Source organism: Halolamina sediminis, from assembly GCF_001282785.1.
GTDB classification, from domain to species: Archaea; Halobacteriota; Halobacteria; order Halobacteriales; family Haloferacaceae; genus Halolamina; species Halolamina sediminis.
In genome coordinates this window covers 2,650,051-2,668,965 of sequence record NZ_CVUA01000001.1, presented here as the reverse complement: position 1 = coordinate 2,668,965, position 18,915 = coordinate 2,650,051, and the positions used below count along the sequence as shown (strand labels likewise).

The following is an 18,915-nucleotide window of genomic DNA, read 5'->3' as shown; positions in this document are numbered from 1 at the left end:
GCGCGAGGTCCTCGTGAGCGGAGCGAACGAGGGCACGAGAGAGCTTGCTCTCTCGGAGGACGAACGAGGCCGAAGGCCGAGTGAGTCGGCTGGGGAGGAGGCGAGGCGGGAAAACTCGCCGAAGGCGAGGCAAACCGCCTCGAAGCGAGCGGGGAGCGGAGCGACCCGCGAGCGGTGAGGGCTGTGCGGGGCGGTTGCGGTCGCAAGTGGTCAACGACCGAGTTGCGGGCGCCGTTCGCGGTGCGGTCGGTCCACCTCACACTTCGGTCGAAAATCTCCGCCGAACCTCTGCTGACACGCTCTCGGACTTCTCAGACGTGCTCGTCTAGGAACGCTGAGATCCGTTCGAACTCCTCGATCAGGTTCGCCCGGTCCGTCGTGTGGTGGCCCTCGTCCTCGAAGATGCAGGTCTCCACCGGGATCCCGCGCGCCTCGACGGCGTCGGCGATCTGCTCGGCCTCGCTCACGGGCACGCGCGGGTCGTTCGCGCCGTGCTGGATAAAGAGTGGACACTGGATCTCGTCCACGTCGTGGATCGGCGAGATCCGTTCGAGCAGTTCGGGATCGTCCAGACTCCCGTACTCCGCCGCGCGGTGGCTGCGGCGCCACTCACCGGTGTTCTCGAGGAACGTCTGGAAGTCCGCGATACCGACGAAGTCGACCGCGGCGGCCCAGAGGTCGGGGTACTGCGTGATCGCCGAGAGCACCATGAACCCGCCGTAGGAGCGCCCGTAGGCGATCAGCCGGTCGGTGTCCGCCGCGGGCTGGCGTTCGAGCCACTCGACGGCGTACTCGATATCCCGCACCGAGTCGAGGCGCTTCTCCTGATCGTCGAGGTGGGTGTACGCCTTGCCGTAGCCCGAGGAGCCCCGGACGTTGGGTTCGAGCACGGCGTACCCCTGATCGAGGAAGTACTGCTTCGTCGGGTAGAACCACGGCCGGCGCTGGTGTTCGGGCCCGCCGTGGATGTCGACCATCACCGGGACTTCTCCGTCACTCCCGCCCTCGCTCACGCCTTCGGGGAGCGTCCAGTACGCGGGGATCTCCCGGTCGTCGAACGTCTCGTAGCGGATCGTTTCCGAGCGCAGGAATCGATCTTCGGGGATCCCGAGCGTCCCGGGGGTGGTCCAGCGCTCCGTGTCGCCGGATTCGCTTCCGGCCACGTAGATCGAGTGTGGATGATCGTCGGCGCTGAACTCGATCGCCACACGCTCGCCGTCGGGGCCGAGTTCCACGCCGGCGACGACGCCAGCCGGGAGGTCCGGCCGGGCGGTGTCGCAGATCGCGCTGCCCTCAGCCGAGAGCGCGCCGAGGTAGGTCTCCGAGTAGCCGTCGACGTTGACGGTGTACGCCGCTCGGCCGCTCCCAGCGTCGATCTGGAGCGAGTCGACGTTCCAGTCGTCGTGACCCGGCTCGATCGTCTCGATCTCGTCGACGCCCCCGTGGCCGCGGCCGGCGGGGTCGATCCGGCCGACGTACGCCGTCTCTGCGCCGTAGTCGGTGACTGTGTACAGGTCGCCGTCGGGACCGAAATTCACGTGGTGATACCGGGCTTCCTCGCCGGCGTCGGTGAGGCGTTCGGCCTCGCCGCTCCCGATACCGAGCCAGTAGAGCACCTGATCCGCGCTGGAGTTCGACTCCTGCAGGATCAGCGCGTCGCCAGCGGGGTGCCACGCCGCGACGCCGACGAAGCCGCCGGGGCCCTCCCAGACGAGGTCGGCCGATTCCGCGTCCCGGCCCTGTACGTACACGTCGAACGTGTCGCCCTGCCGGCGGTTCGCGGCGAACGCGAAGCGGTCGCCCTCGGGCCCCCAGCCGCCCCAGAGGTGCTTGGCTTCGGGGTCGTTGGTGAGTTGGGTCTCCTCGCCCGTTTCGAGGTCGTAGCGGTAGAGCTGATCGCGCTCGTTGCTTCCCTCGTCCATGCCGAACATGAGCTCGTCGCGGGTCGGGGAGGCGTCGACGAACGAGACGCGCTCGTCGTGGGCGGTCAGGCGCTCGGGGTAGCCCCCGGGTTCGTCGAGGCGGTACACCTGCGGGGTGCCGGTGGTGTCGCCGAGGTAGGCGAGTGTGTCGTTGACGGTGAAAGTGGGCGTGTCGGTGCTGTCGATGCCGAGGTAGCGGGCGATGTCGTAGCTCATGGGGACGTGTGGTGGGGGGTGGGGGAAATGGGTTCGGGCGGGGGCTGTGTGTGCCGGGATTCTGTGTCGTTCTTGCGGAACAAGCTTTAGTACGCAGTCAGCGTCGTAGACGACGAATGACTGTCGAGCAGCTCATGTGCCCGTACTGTAAGGAAGTGAATCAGGTGGCAGTTGCCGGCGAGATCACCGACATAAACAAACAAAAGAACTTCTCCGCCGCCGCGGGCGCGTTCTACGAGAGCCGGGAGCAAGAGAGTATCCCGTGTGACGGCTGCGACGAGACGTTCTACGTGCTGTACGAGTAGTCATAGTTCGGTGGCAAATCCGCCTTGCTTGTCTTCGGTTCGATCTAAAACGGCCGATATCTCCGGGACAGCAACACGGTGAAAGCCCCTGTCGGCTCGACTCCCGGGACTCGCTGCGCTCCTCGCTTCGCAGCGGTGCTTGCGTCGTCCGGGTTCGTCGAGCCGACAGCCCCTTTCAGTCCCACCCGACCGGACAGTCCACACGCCTCCCCAACCGACTCACTCGCTCACTCCGTTCGCTCGTTCGTCCCTCGCGCTGAGGCGCGGCACAGGGCCGCGCCCGTCTCGCGCCACCGCACACCCATCTCGGAACGAGAGAACCCCACCAGTTCGTCCGCAACGGCGGGATTTATCGGCTCCCGTCACCACCGAACCCCCGTGAGCGACGACGCCCGCGTCGACATGACGACCGGCGCGATCACGCCCAAACTGTTCGCGCTCTCGTGGCCGCTGGTGCTGGGCAACCTCGTCCAGACGCTGTACAACCTCGCGGACATGTTCTGGGTCGGGCGCGTGAACGCCGAGGCGGTGGCGGCGGTGTCGCTGATGTTCCCCACCTCCTGGATGTTCGTCTCGGTCGCGATGGGGATCACTGCCGCCGCGGTCGCGCTGGTGTCGCAGTACGTCGGCGCCGGCGAGCAGCGCGAGGCCGACCACGCGGTCGGGCAGACCGTGCTGCTGACCGTTGCCGTCGGCCTCGCGCTCGCGGCGATCGGTTTCACGATCCGTTACCCGCTCGTCTCGCTGATCGGCGCGCAGGGACAGGTGTTCGACTACTCGCTGGCCTACCTCGAACCGATCCTCGCGGCGATCCCCTTCACGTTCCTCTTCTTCGCGTTCCGCGCAGTGCTGCGCGCCGCGGGCGACGTGCGGACGGCGATGTGGCTGGTCGTGCTGTCGGCCGGCGTGAACGTGATCCTCGACCCGTTCCTGATCCTCGGCTGGACGCTCGTCGAGGGCGCGCCGCTCGTCGGGACGATCACGTTCCCCGCGATGGGCGTCCGCGGCGCGGGGATCGCGACGCTCATCTCCCGCGTGCTCGCCGCGGTGGTAGGACTCGGCGTCCTGCTCCACGGCGGCTGGGGGGTCCGCCTCCGAATCCCGGACCTGAAGCCGGATCGCGAGGTTCTCACGGATCTGGTCCGCATCGGCGCGCCCGGCACCGGCGACGGGCTCGCACGCTCCTTCGCGGCGGTGTTCTTCGCGGCGCTGGTCGCCCGGTTCGGCCCGGTCGCGACCGCCGCCTACGGGATCGGGATCCGGCTGATGTCGGTCTCGTGGACCGTCTCCGGCGCGGTCGGGCAGGCCACCGCCACCGGCGTCGGGCAGAACCTCGGCGCCGACACGCCCGAGCGCGCCGAGGAGGTGACGTGGAAGGCGACCGCGGCGACGATGATCTTCCTGTTCGCGGTCGGCGCGCTGGTGTACGTCTACCCCGCGACGGCGGTCGGCGTGTTCGTCGACGAGCAGCCTGTGATCGACGCCGGGGTCGTGCTCCTGCGGATCATCGCGCCGTTCTGGGCGTTCATGGGCGGGCTGATGGTGATTCAGGGCGGCTTCCGCGGCGCCGGCCAGACCCCGCAGGCGATGGCGCTCTCGCTGGCCTCGCGCTGGGCGTTCCGCATCCCGGTCGCGTGGCTGCTGGCGTACTACCTCGCGTGGGACGCTGCCGGGCTCTGGTGGGCGATGGCGTTCTCCGGCGTGATCACGTTCGTCATCGGCGCCGCGTGGTTCAACCTCGGGCGCTGGCAGGAGGGGGTCGTCGACACCGAGCCGAACGTCGCGGCCGGCGACGACTAGGTCGGGACTGGATTTTTCTCCTCCCCGGCGCTTGCTCCCTCCATGCGCCCTCCAACACGACGCGAACTCACGGTCGCGGTCGCCCTCCTGCTGATCGCGGTGCCGATCTGGGCCCTCGCACTCGACGTGACTGGCCCCGACTACCGGTACGAGACAGCGGAGCTCTCGACCGAGGACGGGAAGCTGGCCGTCGACGCCCCTCGGGGAAGCGACATCGAGGACGTCGACGGGATCGACTGCTTCGACCGCTCGACCTTCTCCCGGCGGTGTTTCTACGACGGTGGCGCCCTCGACGGCAACGTCACGGGAGTGAACCCCAGCATCGTCCGGGTCACCGGATATGCGGGCGACGAACTCACCCGACAAGCGAGAACCGACGAGTACGTGATGCTCGGGGACGAGGTCTACCGCCGCTCGACGACGTTCGTCGCGGCGAACGAGTCTGTTGGCATGACCGTCGAACTCGGCGTGGAGCGTGTCGACGCGGCGGCGGCGCTCGAAGACGTGGCTCGAGAGGAGGACCGCGTCTCCGACACCGCGAAGACGGCGGTCCGGGACGGCTCGATCACGACGAACGAGCCGATCGAGGACGCCGACGAGGTGCTGCTGGTCGACGGCGACTACTACGTCGTGTACGAACGGGGACAGTCGATTCCGTATCCGGCACAGCCGGGGGTCGAACGCCTGTTCGAGACGGTCGCCGTCGCCGCGGGCGCGTGGCTGCTGCTCCGGGACTGAGCCAGCCGTCCTCCCCGAACGGAGGGAGTTCGGTCTCCTGATCGCGTCCGCGGAGCCGGCTCAGTTCTCGGCTGGCGGCTGCTGCTCGGAGAACTCGCGCATCGCTGCGAACCCCCGCTCCAGATCCGCCAGCAGGTCGTCGACGGCCTCGACGCCGACGGACATCCGGACGAGCGTGTCCGTGATCCCCAGCTTCTCGCGTTCCGCTTTCGGGATCGGTTCGTGGGTCATCCCGGCCGGTAGCTCGACGAGGGACTCGACGCCGCCGAGCGACACCGCGAGCGTGAACGTCGAGAGCGCCTCGAGGAACGCCGCAGCGTCGTCCATGTCGCCCTCGAGCTCGAAGGAGAGCACCCCGCCGTAGCCCGCCATCTGCTCGGTCGCGAGTTCGTGCTGCGGGTGGCTCTCTAACCCGGGGTAGTGGACTCGCTCGACCAGCGGGTGATCCGCGAGGAAGTTCGCGATCTCGCGGGCGTTGGCCTCGTGCTGTCGCATCCGCATCGGGAGGGTCTTGATCCCGCGGAGGGTGAGGAAGGCGTCGAACGGCGCCATCGCGTTACCCAAGAGCACGCGCTGGAGGTGGTAACACTCCGCTGCGAGTTCGTCGTCGTCCAGCACGAGCGCGCCGCCGATGGAGTCGGAGTGGCCGTTGAGATACTTCGTCGTGCTGTGGGCGACCACGTCCGCACCCAGCTCCAGCGGATTCTGGAGGAACGGCGAGAGGAACGTGTTGTCGACGCCCAGCAGTGCGTCGCCCGCGTGGGCGACCTCGGCGATGGCGTCGAGGTCACAGAGCTTGAGTAACGGGTTCGTCGGCGTCTCCATGTACACCAGCTCCGTCTCGGGCCGCATCGCGTCGGCGACGTTCTCGGGGTCCGTGGCGTCGACGAACGACACGTCGACGCCGAGGCGGTCGCGGAACAGCGACTCGAGCATTCGCCGGGTGCCGGCGTAGAGGTCGTCGAACGCGACGACGTGGTCGCCCGGCGTCACCGTCGCGAAAAAGAGCGTCGAGATGGCAGCGGTGCCGGAGGCGAACGCGAGCCCGTGGTCCCCGCTTTCCAGCGCCGCGAGTCGCTTCTCGGCGGCGTGGCGCGTCGGGTTCGAGAGCCGACCGTAGAGGAACTCGCCCTCGTCGGGGTCGGCTTCGTCGAGTTCGAACTCCGCATCGATGCCGGGGACGGCGTACGTCGAGGTCAGGTGGATCGGCGAGACCACGTCGCCGACGTCCGAACTCGCCGGATCCTCGCCCCAGGAGACAGCCCGAGTCGCGAAGCGGTGATCGTCTCGGTCGACCATGTTCGCGACTCTGGCTGTATCCCCGATAAACCTTCTCGTAAGGCGGTAATACGGCCGTGCAGCTCAAATAACCAGTACGTATTCCCGGTCAGCCGTCCAGCTCCTCGCGCAGGAGCTGGTTCACCTGTCCCGGGTCCGCGGAGCCGCCGGTCTTCCCCATTACCTGCCCGACGAGGAAGTTCAGCGCGCCGTCGTCGCCGGACTCGTAGTCCGCGACGGCGTCGGGGTTCTCTTCGATCGCTTCGTCGACGGCCTGCTCGACCTCGCCGCCACTTGCCTTCCCGAGATCCTCGTCCTCGATGATCGTCTCCGGGCTCTCGCCCTCGTCGAGCATTCGGCGGAGCACGACTTCCTCGGCGTTCTTCGCGGTGAGTTCGTCCTCAGCCACGAGGCGGATCACGTGCTCGATCTCGTCGAGGCGGTCCGTGATGTCGTCGACGGCCATGTCGCGGTAGTTGAGTTCGCCGAGGAGGTTGTCCGCGACCCACGTGGCCGCGAGGTCGGGCTCGAACTCCTCGGCGAGCTGCTCGTACAGGTCCGCGACCGACTTCCGGGAGGTGAGCTTCGAGGCGGCCTCCTCGCTCAGCCCGTACGCCTCGCGGAAGCGCTCGCGGCGGTCGTCGGGCAGTTCGGGGATCGGGATCTCCTCCTTCCAGTCGGAGACTTGGAGGGGCGGCAGATCGGCCTCGCGGAAGTAGCGGTAGTCCTTCTCCGCCTCCTTCGAGCGCATCGAGACGGTCACGCCGCGGCTCTCGTCCCAGTGACGGGTCTCCTGTTCGACCTCCCGGCCGCGCTTGACGGCGTTTTTCTGCCGGGTGATCTCGTAGGCCAGCGCCTGCTCGGCGCCCTTGTGGCTGGAGATGTTCTTGACCTCCGTGCGGTTGGCCTCGTCCCGTGCGTCCTCGTCGAGTTCGCCGTCCTCGCTGATCGCGTCGGCCGGGACCAGCGAGATGTTGGCGTCGACGCGCAGGCTCCCGTCGCGGTTGGCGTCGAACACGCCGAGATACTCCAGTACCTCCTCCAGCTTCGCGAGGAACTCGCGGGTCTCGGCGGGCGAGCGGAAGTCCGGCCGCGTGACGATCTCCATCAGCGGCGTGCCCGCGCGGTTGTAGTTGACGAGCGTGTAGTCGGCGGTGTCGATGTTGCCCCCCTCGTGCTGGATGCTCCCGGGATCCTCTTCGAGGTGGGCGCGCCGGACGCCGATGGTGCGGCGCTCGCCCTCGACGCGCACTTCGAGTTCGCCGTCGGCACAGATCGGCGCGTCGTACTGCGTGAGCTGGAACCCCTTCGGCAGGTCGGGGTAGAAGTAGTTCTTCCGGTGGAACGTCGTCTCCTCGGGGATGTCGGCGTCGAGCGCCTTGCCGATCTTGACCGCCGACTCGACGGCGGCCTCGTTGAGCACGGGCAGCGCGCCCGGCAGCCCCAGACAGACGGGGCAGGTGCGGCTGTTGGGCTCCTCGTCGTCGGCGGCGTCGGTCGAGCAGCGACAGAAGATCTTCGTGTCGGTCTCCAGTTGGACGTGGACCTCCAGCCCGATGACGGCCGCGAGCTCCCGGTCCGCGAGCGCCTGACTCATTGGTTCTCGGTTCCCGTGGTTCGTGGTTAAGCGTGTCGGGACGGCAGGAACGCTCGTCGACCTGCCCTCCGAGCCGGTCAGTACACCAGCTCCCCGGAGATGAACTTCCGGGTACGCTCGTCGCTGGGGTCCTCGAAGATCCGCTCGGTGGGGCCGATCTCGGTGAACCCGTCGCCGAGCAGCACGCCGACGCGGTCGGCGACGCGCTCGGCCTGATGCATGTCGTGGGTCGCGACGACGACGCCGATGCCGCGGTCGCGGGCCTCCCCGATCGCTGCCTCGATCAGTCCCGTGTTTCGCGGGTCGAGGTCGGAGGTCGGCTCGTCGAGCAGGAGGTAGTCCGGCTCGTACGCGAGCGCCCGCGCGAACGAGACGCGCTGGGCCTCGCCGCCCGAGAGCGACCCCGCCGGCTGGTCGAGCTTCTCGTCCAGCCCGACGACTTCGAGCGCGTCCGCGACGGCTTCGGGGGGCCCGGTCGGCCCGACGACCGACTGCAGCCACGCTTGGAGTCGGCTGCGGAGGCGGACTGCCGCGAGCGCACGACTGACGGCGGCCGGCATGCCGACCGACGTGACGATCGAACGGAACTGGTCCCGAACGCGATCGTCCCAGTCCCGCCGGACACGCAGCCCGTACGCCACGTTCCGGGCGACGGTAGCGTCGAACAGGCTCGCGTCCTGGAACACCATCCCGATCCGTCGCCGGAGCCGCAGGCGTTCCTCCTCGTCGGCCGCCCACACCTCGTCGCCGTCGAGTTCGACCCCTCCGTCGTCGGGTTCGAGAAACAGCGAGAGCACCCGCAGCAGCGTGGTCTTCCCGACGCCGGAGGGGCCGATGACGGCGGTTACCTCGCCGGGTTCGATCGACAGCGACACGTCGTCGACGACCCGCTCCTCGTCGTAGGCGTGGGCGACGCCGTCGAGTCGGATCATCGGTTTACCGCCTCCGTGTCGCCGAGCCGGACGACGATCGCGTTGACGAGCAGCACGAGCGTCACCAGCACCGCGCCGAGCACGAGTGCGGTGTCGTACTGGCCCTGTCGGGCCTCCAGTTGGATCGCGGTCGTCAGCGTCCGCGTCTGGGAGATGCCGTCGGCGCTGGTGATGTTCCCGCCGACGATGAGCACCGAGCCGACCTCGCTGATCGCGCGACCGAAGCCCGCCAGCACGGCAGTCGCGATGCCGTAGCGGGCCTCCTTGATCACGACCAGCGCCGTGTCGAGGCGGGTGCCGCCGAGCACGCGGGCGGCGTCACGGACGTTCTCGTCGACGCCCGTGATGGCCGCGAGGCTGATCGCGGTTATCGGCGGCGTCGCCAGCACGAACTGGGAGATGATCATCGCCTCCTTGGTGAAGATCAGGTCGAGCGCCCCGAGCGGCCCCTGGTTCGAGACCGCGAACAGCACGAGCAGCCCGACCACGACGCTGGGGAACCCCATCCCGGTGTTGATGACCGACTTCACGAACTGCTTGCCCGGGAACTCGGTAAAGCCCATGACGAGCGCCACGGGGATGCTGACGAGCGTGCTCAGCGCGACCGCGGTACAGCTCACGTACAGCGAGACGTAGACGATGCTCCGGACGTACCCCTGCTCGAACGGCGATTCGATAAACAGCGGGAGTAGCGATGCGACCGGATCGAGCAGCACAGTTACTCGCTGTCGGAGTCGCTACTCCAACCTTCCGGAACGTACTGCTGGAAGTCCGGGTCCTCCGAGACCGCCCGCGGGAAGAACAGCTGCTCCCCGTTCATCTCGTAGTTCGCGATGGCGTCCTGGGCGCCGGGGCTGGTGATCCAGCCGATGTACGCCATCGCGAGGTCGTAGTTCGCGTTGTCGTGGACGCCGGGGTTGACCGCCATGATCCCGTAGGGGTTCGAGAGGCTCTCGGGCCCGTCCTCGATCGGCCCCTGGACGAGGATCGTGAGGTCGATCTCCGAGCGCTGGGAGATGAAGGTGCCGCGGTCCGAGAGCGTGTAGGCGCCCTGCTGGTTCGCGTTGTTGAGCGCCTCGCCCATCCCGGCGCCGATCTCCTGGTACCAGTCGCCGCCGGGCTCGACGCCGGCGTCCTCCCAGAGGTTCAGCTCCTTGGTGTGGGTCCCGGAGTTGTCGCCGCGGGAGACGAACGCCGCCTGCTCCTCGGCGATGGTGGCGAGCGCCTCGGTCGCGGAGTCCATCCCCTCGATCCCGGCCGGGTCGCTCTCGGGCCCGACGATCACGAAGTCGTTGAACATCAGGTCCCGGCGGTTGATCCCGTAGCCGTTGCGCATGAACTCGTCCTCGAGCCCGCGGGCGTGGACCATCACCACGTCCGAGTCGCCGTTCCGGGCCGACTCCAGCGCGGCGCCGGTCCCCTGTGCGACGGCGTCGACGGTGACGCCGTACATCTCCTCGAAGCTCGGGTGGATCTCGTCGAGCAGCCCCGTGTCGTACGTGCTCGTCGTCGTGGTGAGCGTCAGCGTCTCGCCGCTCACGCCCGCCCCGCCCTCGGAGTCCGATCCGGAGAGCTGTGTACAGCCGGCGGTGCTCGCGATTGCGGCCAGTCCGACCCCCTGCAGGAACTTCCGTCGTTGCATCGTACTCGGCATAACGATGGGCGGGTCAAAAACGTTCGCTTCCCGGAGTAACCCATTACCGTTACACAGTGCCGCGAAAACGGGGCTCATCCGCGTGCCGAGGGTTGGGAGCGGTTACGTCGCCCCGCGCACAAATCTCTCGACGGCGACCGCGCAGTTGAGGGTCCCGACCGTCGGCCCGTGACCGGCCGCCGGCGGCCACGGCCGGAGTGAGAACTCCTATAAAGCGCCTGTACGAACCGTCGGGCGACTACTGATGCCACTCGATCCAGTTCGTCCGGCAGGCCGTCCGTCCGTGGGGTGGTCGCCGTGACCGAGTCACGGTTGCTCGTCCCGGTCGACGAGTCGGCGAGCCTCCGGAACACGGTCGCTTACGTCGTCGAGGAAGCGCGCTCCCGCGCCGACGAGGCGGGATCGCCGGCCGCGATCCACTTCGTCTACCCGCTTCCGGAGAAGGTCACGTTTCGCTCGGGTTCGACACGGGTCGACGCCGCCCGGACGCTGCTCGACCGCGTCGCCTCGTGGGCCGAGGAGGACGCCGACGGCGCGGACGTGACGATCGAGACGGCGCTCGTGGCCACCCACGAGTACCTCTCGACGCCCAACGACTACGCCGACGTGCTCGTCCGCTACGCCAACGAACACGACCTCGGGCTGGCGGTGTTCGACCCGCGGTACGATCCGATCGGTTCGACGCCGCTGCTGCCCTCGCTGGAGGCCGAAGTCCGGCAAGCCGGCCTCGCGGTCGAGGAGGCGCCCCGGAACGTCGAGACGCCGTCCCAGCCGCTGGTCCGGCGGGGGACGCTCACGCAGTTCTTTGCGCTGTTCGCCGCGTCGTTCGCGTTCTACCTCCTGCTTGCGGGCTCGATCTTCCCGTTCGAGCTCTCGGGGGGCTCGATCGCGCTCGCCGACGGCGCTCCCTTCGAGCTCGCGACCGGCGCGATCAGCGCGGGGATCGTCGCCGTCGCGCTGTGGCGCGTCTCGCTCACGTCGCCGATCGACCTGAGCCAGACTGTCCGCCGGCTGGCGCGGTTCGCGCTGTACGTCCCGTTCCTGCTCTGGGAGATCGTGAAGGCGAACTTCGAGATCGCGTACATCGTGCTCCACCCCGACCTGCCGATCGACCCCGAGATGGTGGAGTTCGACGCCGCGGTCTGGTCGGCGCTGCCGGTGACGACGCTGGCGAACAGCATCACGCTCACGCCCGGCACGCTGACCGTCGACGTGGAGCGCCAGCACATGATCATCCACACGCTCACTGGCAGCGCACGCGAGGAGCTGTTCGCGGGGACGCTCGAACGGGCGGTCCGGTTCGTGTTCTACGGCCGCGCGGCCGCCCGGATCCCGAGTCCGTTCGAGCGCCGCCAGCAGGAGGAGAACGAATGATCGAGCGAGTCCTGCTGGGCGCGGCGACGGTGTTCGTCCTCGTCTCGCTGGTCGGGATCTACCGGGCGATCACCGGGCCGACGATGCCCGACCGCGTGATCGCGATCAACTTCATCGGCTCGAACGTCGTGATCGTGATCGCGCTGCTCGCCGCCGCCATCGGCGAGCCCGGGGCGCTCGACATCGCGCTCGTGTACGCCCTGCTGAACTTCCTGCTCAGCATCGCCATCTCGAAGTTCCAAGTCGAACGCGGGGGTGTGCTATGACGCCCCGCGAGATCGCCGTGTTGGTGCTCGTGGTCGGCGGCGCGTTCTTCGCGGTCGTCGCCGCCGTCGGGCTGCTCCGGCTCCCCGACGTGTACTCGCGGGCCCACAGCACCTCCAAGAGCGAGACGCTCGGCGCCGTGCTCTCGCTGGGTGCGGTCGCCGTCACCTACGGGGTCGGCTTCGACACGCTGAAAGTCCTCCTACTGCTGCTCTTTATGTTCATCACGAACCCCACTGCAGCCCACGCGATCACCCGGGCGGCGAACGAACTCGGAATCGAACCGTGGACCGGCGAGGAGGACGAGCCATGACGCCGTTCGAGATCGCCCTCCTCGCGCTGGTCGTCGGCGCCGCGGTCGCGACGGCGGCGCTACGCAGCGTCCTGAGTTCGGTCGTCGCCTTCGGCGCGTACAGCCTCGGTATCGCGATCGTCTGGGTGTTCCTCCGGGCGCCCGACGTCGGGCTGACGGAGGCCGCGGTCGGTGCCGGCGTCATGACCGTGCTGTTCCTGCTCACGATCGTGAAGACGGACCACCCCGCCACCGAGCGGACGTTCGAACGGATCGACCTCCGGGCGGCCGGGGTGGCGGTCGCGCTCGTGTTGGTGCTGTCGTCGACCCTGTTCGCGCTGCCGGCGGTGGGCGACGCGAACTCGGCGGTGTCCGACGACGACGTGAGCGAGTACTACCTCGACAACGCGTACGACGAGACCGAGGTCAAAAACGCCGTGACGGCCGTGCTCGCGGCCTACCGCGGCTTCGACACGATGGGCGAGGCCGCGGTGGTGTACTCCGCGGGCGTCGGACTGCTGGTCGTGCTCGACAGGGAGGTGTTCGGCTGATGGTCCAGCAAGAGCCCGGAACGCCCGACACGGAGGCGCCGACCGCCCGCAGCGGCCCGTACGTCGGTAGCCCGATCATCATGGCCACCGTGCGCGTGGTGACGCCGTTCGTGTTCACGTTCGGGCTGTTCGTGATGTTCCACGGCGCCGACTCCTCCGGCGGCGGGTTCCAGGGTGGCGTCATCGTCGGCACGGTCGTCCTGATGCTGGGGATCGCGTTCGGGATCGAGGCCACCCGGGAGTGGATCGGCAGCCGGCTCCCGGTCGCGCTGATCGGCGTCGGGATGCTCGCGTTCCTGTTCACCGGGATCGGGAGCGTCCTGCTCGGTGCCGGCTTCCTCGAGTACGGCGTCTACCACGACCTCGGCATCCCCCACGCGACGAAGTACGGGATCGAGTTCGTCGAACTCGGGATCGGCGTGATCGTCGCCGGCATCGTCACCGGCCTGTTCTTCGCTATCGCGGCGGGGTTCGACGGGGGTGAGTCGGCGTGATCGACCTGCTCGCGTCGCGGGGGTACTTCCTCGTCGGCTTCCTGCTGATGGGCGTCGGGACGTACATGCTGATCGGCAGCGACAACCTCGTGAAGAAGGTGATCGGGATGAACGTGTTCCAGACGGGGATCTTCCTCTTCTTCGTCACCTCGGCGTTCGTCTCGGGGGCGAGCCCCCCGCTGCTGTCGGCGTCGCCGCCGTACGTCAGCCCGCTGCCGCACGTGCTGATCCTGACCGCCATCGTCGTCGGGGTCAGCCTCACCGCGGTGGCGCTGGGGCTGATCGTCCGGGTGTACGACGAGTACGGCTCGCTTCGGGAGAGCGAGATCCGGGAGGTGAGCCTCGATGAGTGACCTCCCCGCGCTGCTGGTGGCGCTCCCGCTGCTGGGGTCGACGCTGGCGTTCCTCGCCGGCCTCGCCCGTTCACGCTCCGGCTGGCCGGTCGCGCTGGTGACGACGGCCGTGCAGGTCGTCGGCGCCGGCGTGCTCGCCGCGCGGGCGTTCGACTCGACGGTCAGCTACGTCGTCGGCGGGTTCGAGGCGCCGTTCGGTATCGAGCTGTACATCGACGGCCTCTCGGCGACGATGGCGCTGCTGGTCGCCGTGGTCTCCTTCGGCGTGCTCGCGTACGCGCGGCGGGCGGGCCCGCGGAGCAACGCGTTCTACGCCGTCTACCTCCTGCTCGTCGCTGGGCTGACGGGGATGAGCATCACCGGCGACGTGTTCAACATGTACGTGTTCCTCGAGATCACGGGGCTGGCGGCGTACGCGCTCGTCGCGAGCGGCGAGGGCGGGCGCTCGGCCCGTGCCGCGCTCAAGTACCTGATCGTGGGCACGGTCGGGGCGAGCCTGTTCCTGCTCGGGATCGGCTACGCGTTCATCGCGACGGGGACGCTCAACATGGCCGACCTCTCTCAGCAGCTCGCGGCGGTCGGCTACGACGCGACGCTGGTCCAAGCGGCGTTCGCGCTGCTGGTCGTCGGCCTGTTCGTCAAGGTCGCCGTGTTCCCGCTGCACGCCTGGCAGCCCGACGCCTACGCCGGCTCGCCGGACTCGGTGAGCGCGCTGATCTCGGCGCTGGTGTCGACGGTCGCGGCGTACGCGCTGATCCGGATCGTCTTCACGGTGTTCACCGTCGAGTTCCTGCAGGCGAACCCCGCGGCACGCTCGCTGCTGGTCGCCGGCGCGATGGTCAGCATCGTCGTCGGCAGCGTGCTCGCGGTGTCCCAGACCGACATCAAGCGGATGCTCGCGTACTCCTCGATGTCGCAGTTCGGGCTCGTCGTCGGCGCCGTCGCCGTCGCGAACGAGACGGCGTTGATCGGCGCGACGATCCACCTCGTCGGTCACGCGATCATGAAAGGCGGCCTGTTCCTGACCGCCGGCCTGATCGCGACCGCCACGGGCGCCCGGACGGTCGACGAGTACTCGGGACTGGTCGGGCGGCTCCCCCTCGGCGCGGGCGCGTTCGGCGTGCTCGCGCTGGGGATGGTCGGCGTGCCGCCGGCGATCGGCTTCGTCGGCAAGTGGTACGTCGCGCTGGGTGCCGTCGAGGCGTCGGCGTGGCCGCTCGCGGTCGTGATCCTCGCGAGCACGCTGCTGACGCTTGCGTACTTCGCGCGGATCCTCGAACGGATGTTCTTCCGTGACAGCGAGGAGCTACGCTCCTCGGAACGCAGCGAGGAGCCACGGTCCTCGGAACGCAGCGAGGAGCCACGGTCCTCGGAACGCAGCGAGGAGCCACGGTCCTCGGAACGTAGCGAGGCGGGCGATACCCCGACGGCGACCGACGGCGGCGCCGACCTCTCGCGCCCCTCGATCGGGATGACGGCCACGGTGGTCGTCGCCGCCCTCGCGGCGATCGGCCTCGGGATGATCGCCTTCGAGTACGGACAGCTCCTCGAACCGACGGTTCAGGCACTCCTCTCATGACCGAGATAGCTTCACTCAGACCACTCGCAGCAGTGCTCGTGCCGGCAGTCGCCATCCTCCCGATCCTCGCCTCGCGGGGCCGGCAGAACGTCCGGGAGGTGTGGACGCTGCTCGCGGCGCTGTCGGCGCTCGGGATCGTCGCCAGCATGGTCCCGGGCGTGCTCGCCGGCGACACGTACGTCAGCGCCGTCGGGACGCTCGTCCCCGGCGTCGAGTTCGCGGTGCAGGCGGACGCGCTGGGCGTGCTGTTCGGACTGCTCGCCAGCCTGCTCTGGCTGGTCACCAGCTTCTACAGCATCGGCTACATGCGCGGGCTCGACGAACACGACCAGACGCGCTACTTCGCGGCCTTTGCGGGCAGCGTCGCCGCCGCGATCGGCGTCGCGTTCGCGTCGAACCTGCTCGTGCTGTTCGTGTTCTACGAGCTGCTCACGGTCGCCACCTACCCCCTCGTCAGCCACGACGAGACCGACGAGGCTCGCGCGGCCGGCCGCAAGTACCTCACCTACACGTTCGGCGGCGGCGTCGCTGTGCTCGCGGGCTCGGTGCTCGTCTACCTGCTCGCCGGGACGACGGCGTTCGCCCCCGGCGGGATCGAGGCGCTCGCGGGCAGCGACCCGACGCTGGCCCGCGCCGCGTTCGGGCTGCTGATCCTCGGCTTCGGTGTGAAGGCGGCGCTGATGCCGCTGCATTCCTGGCTACCTGACGCGATGGTCGCGCCGACGCCCGTCTCGGGGCTCCTCCACGCGGTCGCGGTCGTGAAGTCCGGCGTGTTCGGGATCGCTCGCGTGATCCTCGAGGTGTTCGGCCCCGAGACGGTCGCGGAGATCGGGATGGGGATCCCGCTGGCCGCCGTCGCCGCGTTCACGCTCACCGTCGCGAGCGTGATCGCGCTCCGGCAGGACAACCTCAAGCGCCGGCTGGCGTTCTCGACGGTGAGCCAGCTCTCCTACATCGTGCTCGGGCTCGCGGTCGGCGCCGCGCTCGCGCCCGGCCGGGCGTCGGCGTACGCGCTCGTCGGCGGGCTGCTCCACATCCCCGCCCACGCGTTCATGAAGCTCACCCTGTTCTTCTGTGCGGGCGCGATCCACGTCGAGACCCATACCGACGACATCAGCGACATGGCGGGGATCGGCGAGCGGATGCCGCTGACGATGGCCGCCTTCGGCGTCGCGTCGCTTGGGATGGCGGGGATCCCCCTGCTCGCGGGGTTCGTGAGCAAGTACTTCCTGCTGATCGGCACCGTTTCCGGCGGCCAGCTCGTCTTTACCGCCGCGCTGCTGGTGTCGGGGATCCTCAACATCGCGTACTTCTGGCCCGTCGTCTACGCCGCCTTCTTCGAGTCGAAGGGCGAGAGCGACGGGAAGCCGCTGCTCGAACACGTGCTCGGCGGGCGGTTCGCCGAGGACGAGCTCGCGACCGACGGCGGCCACCCGGAGGAGAATTCGGGCAGTGACGATGCGGAACACGTCGACGCCGGCGGCGAGCACGTCGACGGTGACACTACCGTCGACGGCGGTGAACACGACGAACACGGGTTCGCCGACGACCACGAGGGTGACCACGGCCACGAACCCCACGGCGACTGGGAGTCCCGGGGCTGGTTCGGCGGGGAGTCGACGTGGTTCATGCTCGGCCCGATCCTGTTCGCGGCGACGGGCTCGATCGTGCTCGGCGTCGTGCCCGACACCGCGGTGTTCCTCCGGATCGTCAGGCTGATCGTCGCGGCGACCACGGGGGTGAGCGTCTGATGGAGCCGATCGTCCCGCCGTTCGTCCCCGTCCTGCTCGCCGCGCTCCTGCTGCCGTTCCTCGGCCGGAAGCTCGGCCACGCGGCCGCGGGCCTGCTCACGGGCGCGGTCGTCCCGTACGTCTGGCTGGTCGATTCCGGCGCCCACTTCGCGGACGTCGACCTGTTCGGCTTCGAGACGGTGCTGTTCAACGTCGACCCGTTCTCGACGCTGATGGGACTGATCTTCGCGTTCATCGGCGTGGTCGGCGTGGCGTACTCCTACTACAGCGACGCCGAGAACATCCAGACCGCCTTTGCACTCTCCTACGTCGCGAGCAGTCTGGGCGCCGTCTTCGGCGGCGACTGGCTCACGCTGATCTTCTTCTGGGAGCTGATGGCCGTCACCAGCACGCTGCTGGTGTGGCACTACGGCGGGAAGGCGGTGCGTGCGGGCTACCGCTACGCGCTGCTGCACGGCGTCGGTGGCACGCTGTTCCTCGGCGCCGTCGTCTGGCACTTCGCGGAGACGGGCACGTTCCTCTTCGCGAGCGTCCCCGGCGGCCCCGAGACGGCGGGGCTCGCCGGCCCGGTAGCGCCGATCCTCGCGGCGCTGGGCGTCGGCGTCAACGTCGGCTTCGTCGGCCTGCACGCGTGGCTGCCCGACACGTACCCGCGCCCGCACATCGCGGCCAGCGTGTTCCTCTGCGTGTACACGACGAAGACCGGCGTGTACGGGATGTACCGCGTGTTCCCCAACGACGGCAACGTCGCGGTCGCGTACATGGGCGGCGTGATGGCCGTCTTCGGCGCGACGATGGCGCTGTTCCAGAACGACATGCGTCGGCTGCTCTCCTACCACATCCAGTCGCAGGTCGGGTACATGGTCGCCGGCGTCGGGATCGGCGGCGCGCTGGCCCAGTCCGGCGCCTTTGCCCACGTGTTCAACCACATCCTCTACAAGGGGCTGCTGTTCATGACCGCCGGCGTGGTGGTCTACCGCACCGGCGAGGAGAGCCTGAAGAAGCTGGGCGGGCTCGCCCGCGAGATGCCGATCACTGCGGGGGCGTTCACCGTCGCCGCGCTCTCGATCGCCGGCTTCCCGGGCTTCAACGGGTTCGTGAGCAAGGGGATCGTGATCTCCGCGAGCCACTACGCCTTCGAGAAGGGGCCGATCCACCTCGGCGACTTCTACACGCTCGAACTGCTCCTCCTGATCGGGGGCGTCGGGACGTTCATGTCGTTCATCAAGTTCGGCTACTACGCCTTCTTCCACGGCGAGTACGACGGCAGCGTGAAGGACGCCAACCGCGGGCAGGCCGCCGCGATGGTGCTCGTCGCGGCGCTGTGTGTGTTCTACGGCATCTTCGACGGTGCGCTGTTCAGCCTGCTCCCGTTCGACGTGACCAACGGCGACGTGGTCGCCCACGCCTACAAGACGTATACGGTCCCCCACCTGATCGAGGGGGTCGCACTGGCGGTGCTGGGGCTGATCGGCTTCGCGCTCGTCAAGAAGCCGCTCTCGGGGCTGGGTCGGGTGCCCGATGTGGACAACCTCTACAACCCCGCGACGTTCTACGGCGCGCGCTATCTGGTCGTGGGCGTCACGGAACTGTACGCCCGCGTCGACGACGCCGCGGTGGCGTTCGCGAAGGCGTCGGTCGCGGTCGCGAAGGACCCCGACGCCGCGATCGCGCGGGTGACGGGCCGTGAGTCCGTCGAGACGAAAGCCGGCATCGACCGGAGCCTGCTGTTGGTGCTGGCGGTGTTGGTGGCGGCGATGGCTGTGCTGCTGATCTGACGCCCCGCGCCGCCTCCGTCCCCCAACGTTAATTATT

Annotated in this window: 17 protein-coding genes and 1 pseudogene; 12 read left to right on the top strand and 6 right to left on the bottom strand. The window is 68.7% G+C overall.

Annotated features, from left to right (window positions below; all coding sequences use genetic code 11):
• Nucleotides 1-311 precede the first annotated feature (311 nt).
• Nucleotides 312-2,138 carry a S9 family peptidase gene (locus BN1959_RS13345; protein ID WP_053949112.1) on the bottom strand — a complete coding sequence of 609 codons (1,827 nt, stop codon included), beginning with the start codon at nucleotides 2,136-2,138 and terminating at the stop codon, nucleotides 312-314.
• 116 nt (nucleotides 2,139-2,254) lie between these two features.
• Here BN1959_RS13345 and BN1959_RS13340 point away from each other — a divergent pair, with 116 nt between their 5' ends.
• The 3 genes from BN1959_RS13340 to BN1959_RS13330 all read left to right on the top strand — a co-directional run bounded on the left by BN1959_RS13340 (nucleotide 2,255) and on the right by BN1959_RS13330 (nucleotide 4,981).
• The gene (locus BN1959_RS13340; protein ID WP_053949111.1) at nucleotides 2,255-2,443 is read left to right on the top strand and encodes a hypothetical protein; all 189 of its coding nucleotides are present in this window, start codon (nucleotides 2,255-2,257) and stop codon (nucleotides 2,441-2,443) included.
• A gap of 378 nt (nucleotides 2,444-2,821) precedes the next feature.
• Nucleotides 2,822-4,243 carry an MATE family efflux transporter gene (locus BN1959_RS13335; protein WP_237560348.1) on the top strand — a complete coding sequence of 474 codons (1,422 nt, stop codon included), beginning with the start codon at nucleotides 2,822-2,824 and terminating at the stop codon, nucleotides 4,241-4,243.
• A gap of 42 nt (nucleotides 4,244-4,285) precedes the next feature.
• Entirely contained in the window at nucleotides 4,286-4,981 is a 696-nt protein-coding gene (locus tag BN1959_RS13330) for a hypothetical protein (RefSeq protein WP_053949110.1), read from the top strand.
• A 60-nt stretch (nucleotides 4,982-5,041) separates the two neighbouring features.
• Here the strand turns inward: BN1959_RS13330 and BN1959_RS13325 are convergent, their stop codons facing one another.
• The 5 genes and pseudogenes from BN1959_RS13325 to BN1959_RS13305 all read right to left on the bottom strand — a co-directional run bounded on the left by BN1959_RS13325 (nucleotide 5,042) and on the right by BN1959_RS13305 (nucleotide 10,430).
• Nucleotides 5,042-6,280 (bottom strand): trans-sulfuration enzyme family protein, encoded by a 1,239-nt coding sequence (locus tag BN1959_RS13325; protein ID WP_053949109.1) that lies wholly within the window; start codon nucleotides 6,278-6,280, stop codon nucleotides 5,042-5,044.
• 88 nt (nucleotides 6,281-6,368) lie between these two features.
• The gene (gene gatB / locus BN1959_RS13320; RefSeq protein ID WP_053949108.1) at nucleotides 6,369-7,856 is read right to left on the bottom strand and encodes an Asp-tRNA(Asn)/Glu-tRNA(Gln) amidotransferase subunit GatB; all 1,488 of its coding nucleotides are present in this window, start codon (nucleotides 7,854-7,856) and stop codon (nucleotides 6,369-6,371) included.
• Between the two features lie 77 nt (nucleotides 7,857-7,933).
• Nucleotides 7,934-8,728: pseudogene (locus BN1959_RS13315) on the bottom strand (ATP-binding cassette domain-containing protein); the annotation flags it as partial.
• Between the two features lie 56 nt (nucleotides 8,729-8,784).
• Complete coding sequence (locus BN1959_RS13310; RefSeq protein WP_053949106.1) at nucleotides 8,785-9,504, bottom strand: ABC transporter permease; 720 nt, start codon at nucleotides 9,502-9,504, stop codon at nucleotides 8,785-8,787.
• Nucleotides 9,505-9,506: 2 nt separating this feature from the next.
• Nucleotides 9,507-10,430, bottom strand: coding sequence for a substrate-binding domain-containing protein (locus BN1959_RS13305; RefSeq protein ID WP_394325249.1), 924 nt, complete (start codon nucleotides 10,428-10,430; stop codon nucleotides 9,507-9,509).
• Nucleotides 10,431-10,739: 309 nt separating this feature from the next.
• Between BN1959_RS13305 and BN1959_RS13300 the strand changes: the two genes are divergently transcribed.
• From BN1959_RS13300 to BN1959_RS13260, 9 genes are read left to right on the top strand one after another with little or no spacing between them, the layout of a single operon-like run.
• Complete coding sequence (locus tag BN1959_RS13300; protein WP_053949407.1) at nucleotides 10,740-11,816, top strand: Na+/H+ antiporter subunit E; 1,077 nt, start codon at nucleotides 10,740-10,742, stop codon at nucleotides 11,814-11,816.
• Nucleotides 11,813-12,082 carry a cation:proton antiporter gene (locus BN1959_RS13295; protein WP_053949104.1) on the top strand — a complete coding sequence of 90 codons (270 nt, stop codon included), beginning with the start codon at nucleotides 11,813-11,815 and terminating at the stop codon, nucleotides 12,080-12,082. Before BN1959_RS13300 ends, BN1959_RS13295 begins: the two co-directional genes overlap by 4 nt.
• Nucleotides 12,079-12,393, top strand: a complete 315-nt coding sequence (mnhG, locus tag BN1959_RS13290) for a monovalent cation/H(+) antiporter subunit G (protein ID WP_053949103.1) — start codon at nucleotides 12,079-12,081, stop codon at nucleotides 12,391-12,393. The genes BN1959_RS13295 and mnhG overlap by 4 nt, the downstream gene beginning before the upstream one ends.
• Nucleotides 12,390-12,923, top strand: a complete 534-nt coding sequence (locus BN1959_RS13285) for a DUF4040 domain-containing protein (RefSeq protein WP_053949102.1) — start codon at nucleotides 12,390-12,392, stop codon at nucleotides 12,921-12,923. The genes mnhG and BN1959_RS13285 overlap by 4 nt, the downstream gene beginning before the upstream one ends.
• Complete coding sequence (locus BN1959_RS13280) at nucleotides 12,923-13,417, top strand: MnhB domain-containing protein (RefSeq protein WP_053949101.1); 495 nt, start codon at nucleotides 12,923-12,925, stop codon at nucleotides 13,415-13,417. The genes BN1959_RS13285 and BN1959_RS13280 overlap by 1 nt, the downstream gene beginning before the upstream one ends.
• The gene (locus BN1959_RS13275) at nucleotides 13,414-13,770 is read left to right on the top strand and encodes a cation:proton antiporter subunit C (protein ID WP_053949100.1); all 357 of its coding nucleotides are present in this window, start codon (nucleotides 13,414-13,416) and stop codon (nucleotides 13,768-13,770) included. The genes BN1959_RS13280 and BN1959_RS13275 overlap by 4 nt, the downstream gene beginning before the upstream one ends.
• Nucleotides 13,763-15,349, top strand: coding sequence for a monovalent cation/H+ antiporter subunit D family protein (locus BN1959_RS13270; RefSeq protein ID WP_053949099.1), 1,587 nt, complete (start codon nucleotides 13,763-13,765; stop codon nucleotides 15,347-15,349). The genes BN1959_RS13275 and BN1959_RS13270 overlap by 8 nt, the downstream gene beginning before the upstream one ends.
• On the top strand, nucleotides 15,346-17,100 hold the full coding sequence (locus tag BN1959_RS13265) for a cation:proton antiporter (protein ID WP_053949098.1): 1,755 nt from the start codon (nucleotides 15,346-15,348) through the stop codon (nucleotides 17,098-17,100). The genes BN1959_RS13270 and BN1959_RS13265 overlap by 4 nt, the downstream gene beginning before the upstream one ends.
• Complete coding sequence (locus BN1959_RS13260; RefSeq protein WP_053949097.1) at nucleotides 17,100-18,878, top strand: Na(+)/H(+) antiporter subunit D; 1,779 nt, start codon at nucleotides 17,100-17,102, stop codon at nucleotides 18,876-18,878. The genes BN1959_RS13265 and BN1959_RS13260 overlap by 1 nt, the downstream gene beginning before the upstream one ends.
• The last annotated feature ends 37 nt before the right edge of the window (nucleotides 18,879-18,915 follow it).

Bases quoted from the DNA above. Each gene is read 5' to 3' on its own strand.
- BN1959_RS13345 (WP_053949112.1), bottom strand. From the start codon at position 2,138: ATGAGCTACGACATCGCCCGCTACCTCGGCATCGACAGCACCGACACG.
- BN1959_RS13340 (WP_053949111.1), top strand. From the start codon at position 2,255: ATGACTGTCGAGCAGCTCATGTGCCCGTACTGTAAGGAAGTGAATCAG.
- BN1959_RS13330 (WP_053949110.1), top strand. From the start codon at position 4,286: ATGCGCCCTCCAACACGACGCGAACTCACGGTCGCGGTCGCCCTCCTG.
- BN1959_RS13325 (WP_053949109.1), bottom strand. From the start codon at position 6,280: ATGGTCGACCGAGACGATCACCGCTTCGCGACTCGGGCTGTCTCCTGG.
- gatB (WP_053949108.1), bottom strand. From the start codon at position 7,856: ATGAGTCAGGCGCTCGCGGACCGGGAGCTCGCGGCCGTCATCGGGCTG.
- BN1959_RS13305 (WP_394325249.1), bottom strand. From the start codon at position 10,430: ATGCAACGACGGAAGTTCCTGCAGGGGGTCGGACTGGCCGCAATCGCG.
- BN1959_RS13295 (WP_053949104.1), top strand. From the start codon at position 11,813: ATGATCGAGCGAGTCCTGCTGGGCGCGGCGACGGTGTTCGTCCTCGTC.
- mnhG (WP_053949103.1), top strand. From the start codon at position 12,079: ATGACGCCCCGCGAGATCGCCGTGTTGGTGCTCGTGGTCGGCGGCGCG.
- BN1959_RS13285 (WP_053949102.1), top strand. From the start codon at position 12,390: ATGACGCCGTTCGAGATCGCCCTCCTCGCGCTGGTCGTCGGCGCCGCG.
- BN1959_RS13280 (WP_053949101.1), top strand. From the start codon at position 12,923: ATGGTCCAGCAAGAGCCCGGAACGCCCGACACGGAGGCGCCGACCGCC.
- BN1959_RS13270 (WP_053949099.1), top strand. From the start codon at position 13,763: ATGAGTGACCTCCCCGCGCTGCTGGTGGCGCTCCCGCTGCTGGGGTCG.
- BN1959_RS13265 (WP_053949098.1), top strand. From the start codon at position 15,346: ATGACCGAGATAGCTTCACTCAGACCACTCGCAGCAGTGCTCGTGCCG.
- BN1959_RS13260 (WP_053949097.1), top strand. From the start codon at position 17,100: ATGGAGCCGATCGTCCCGCCGTTCGTCCCCGTCCTGCTCGCCGCGCTC.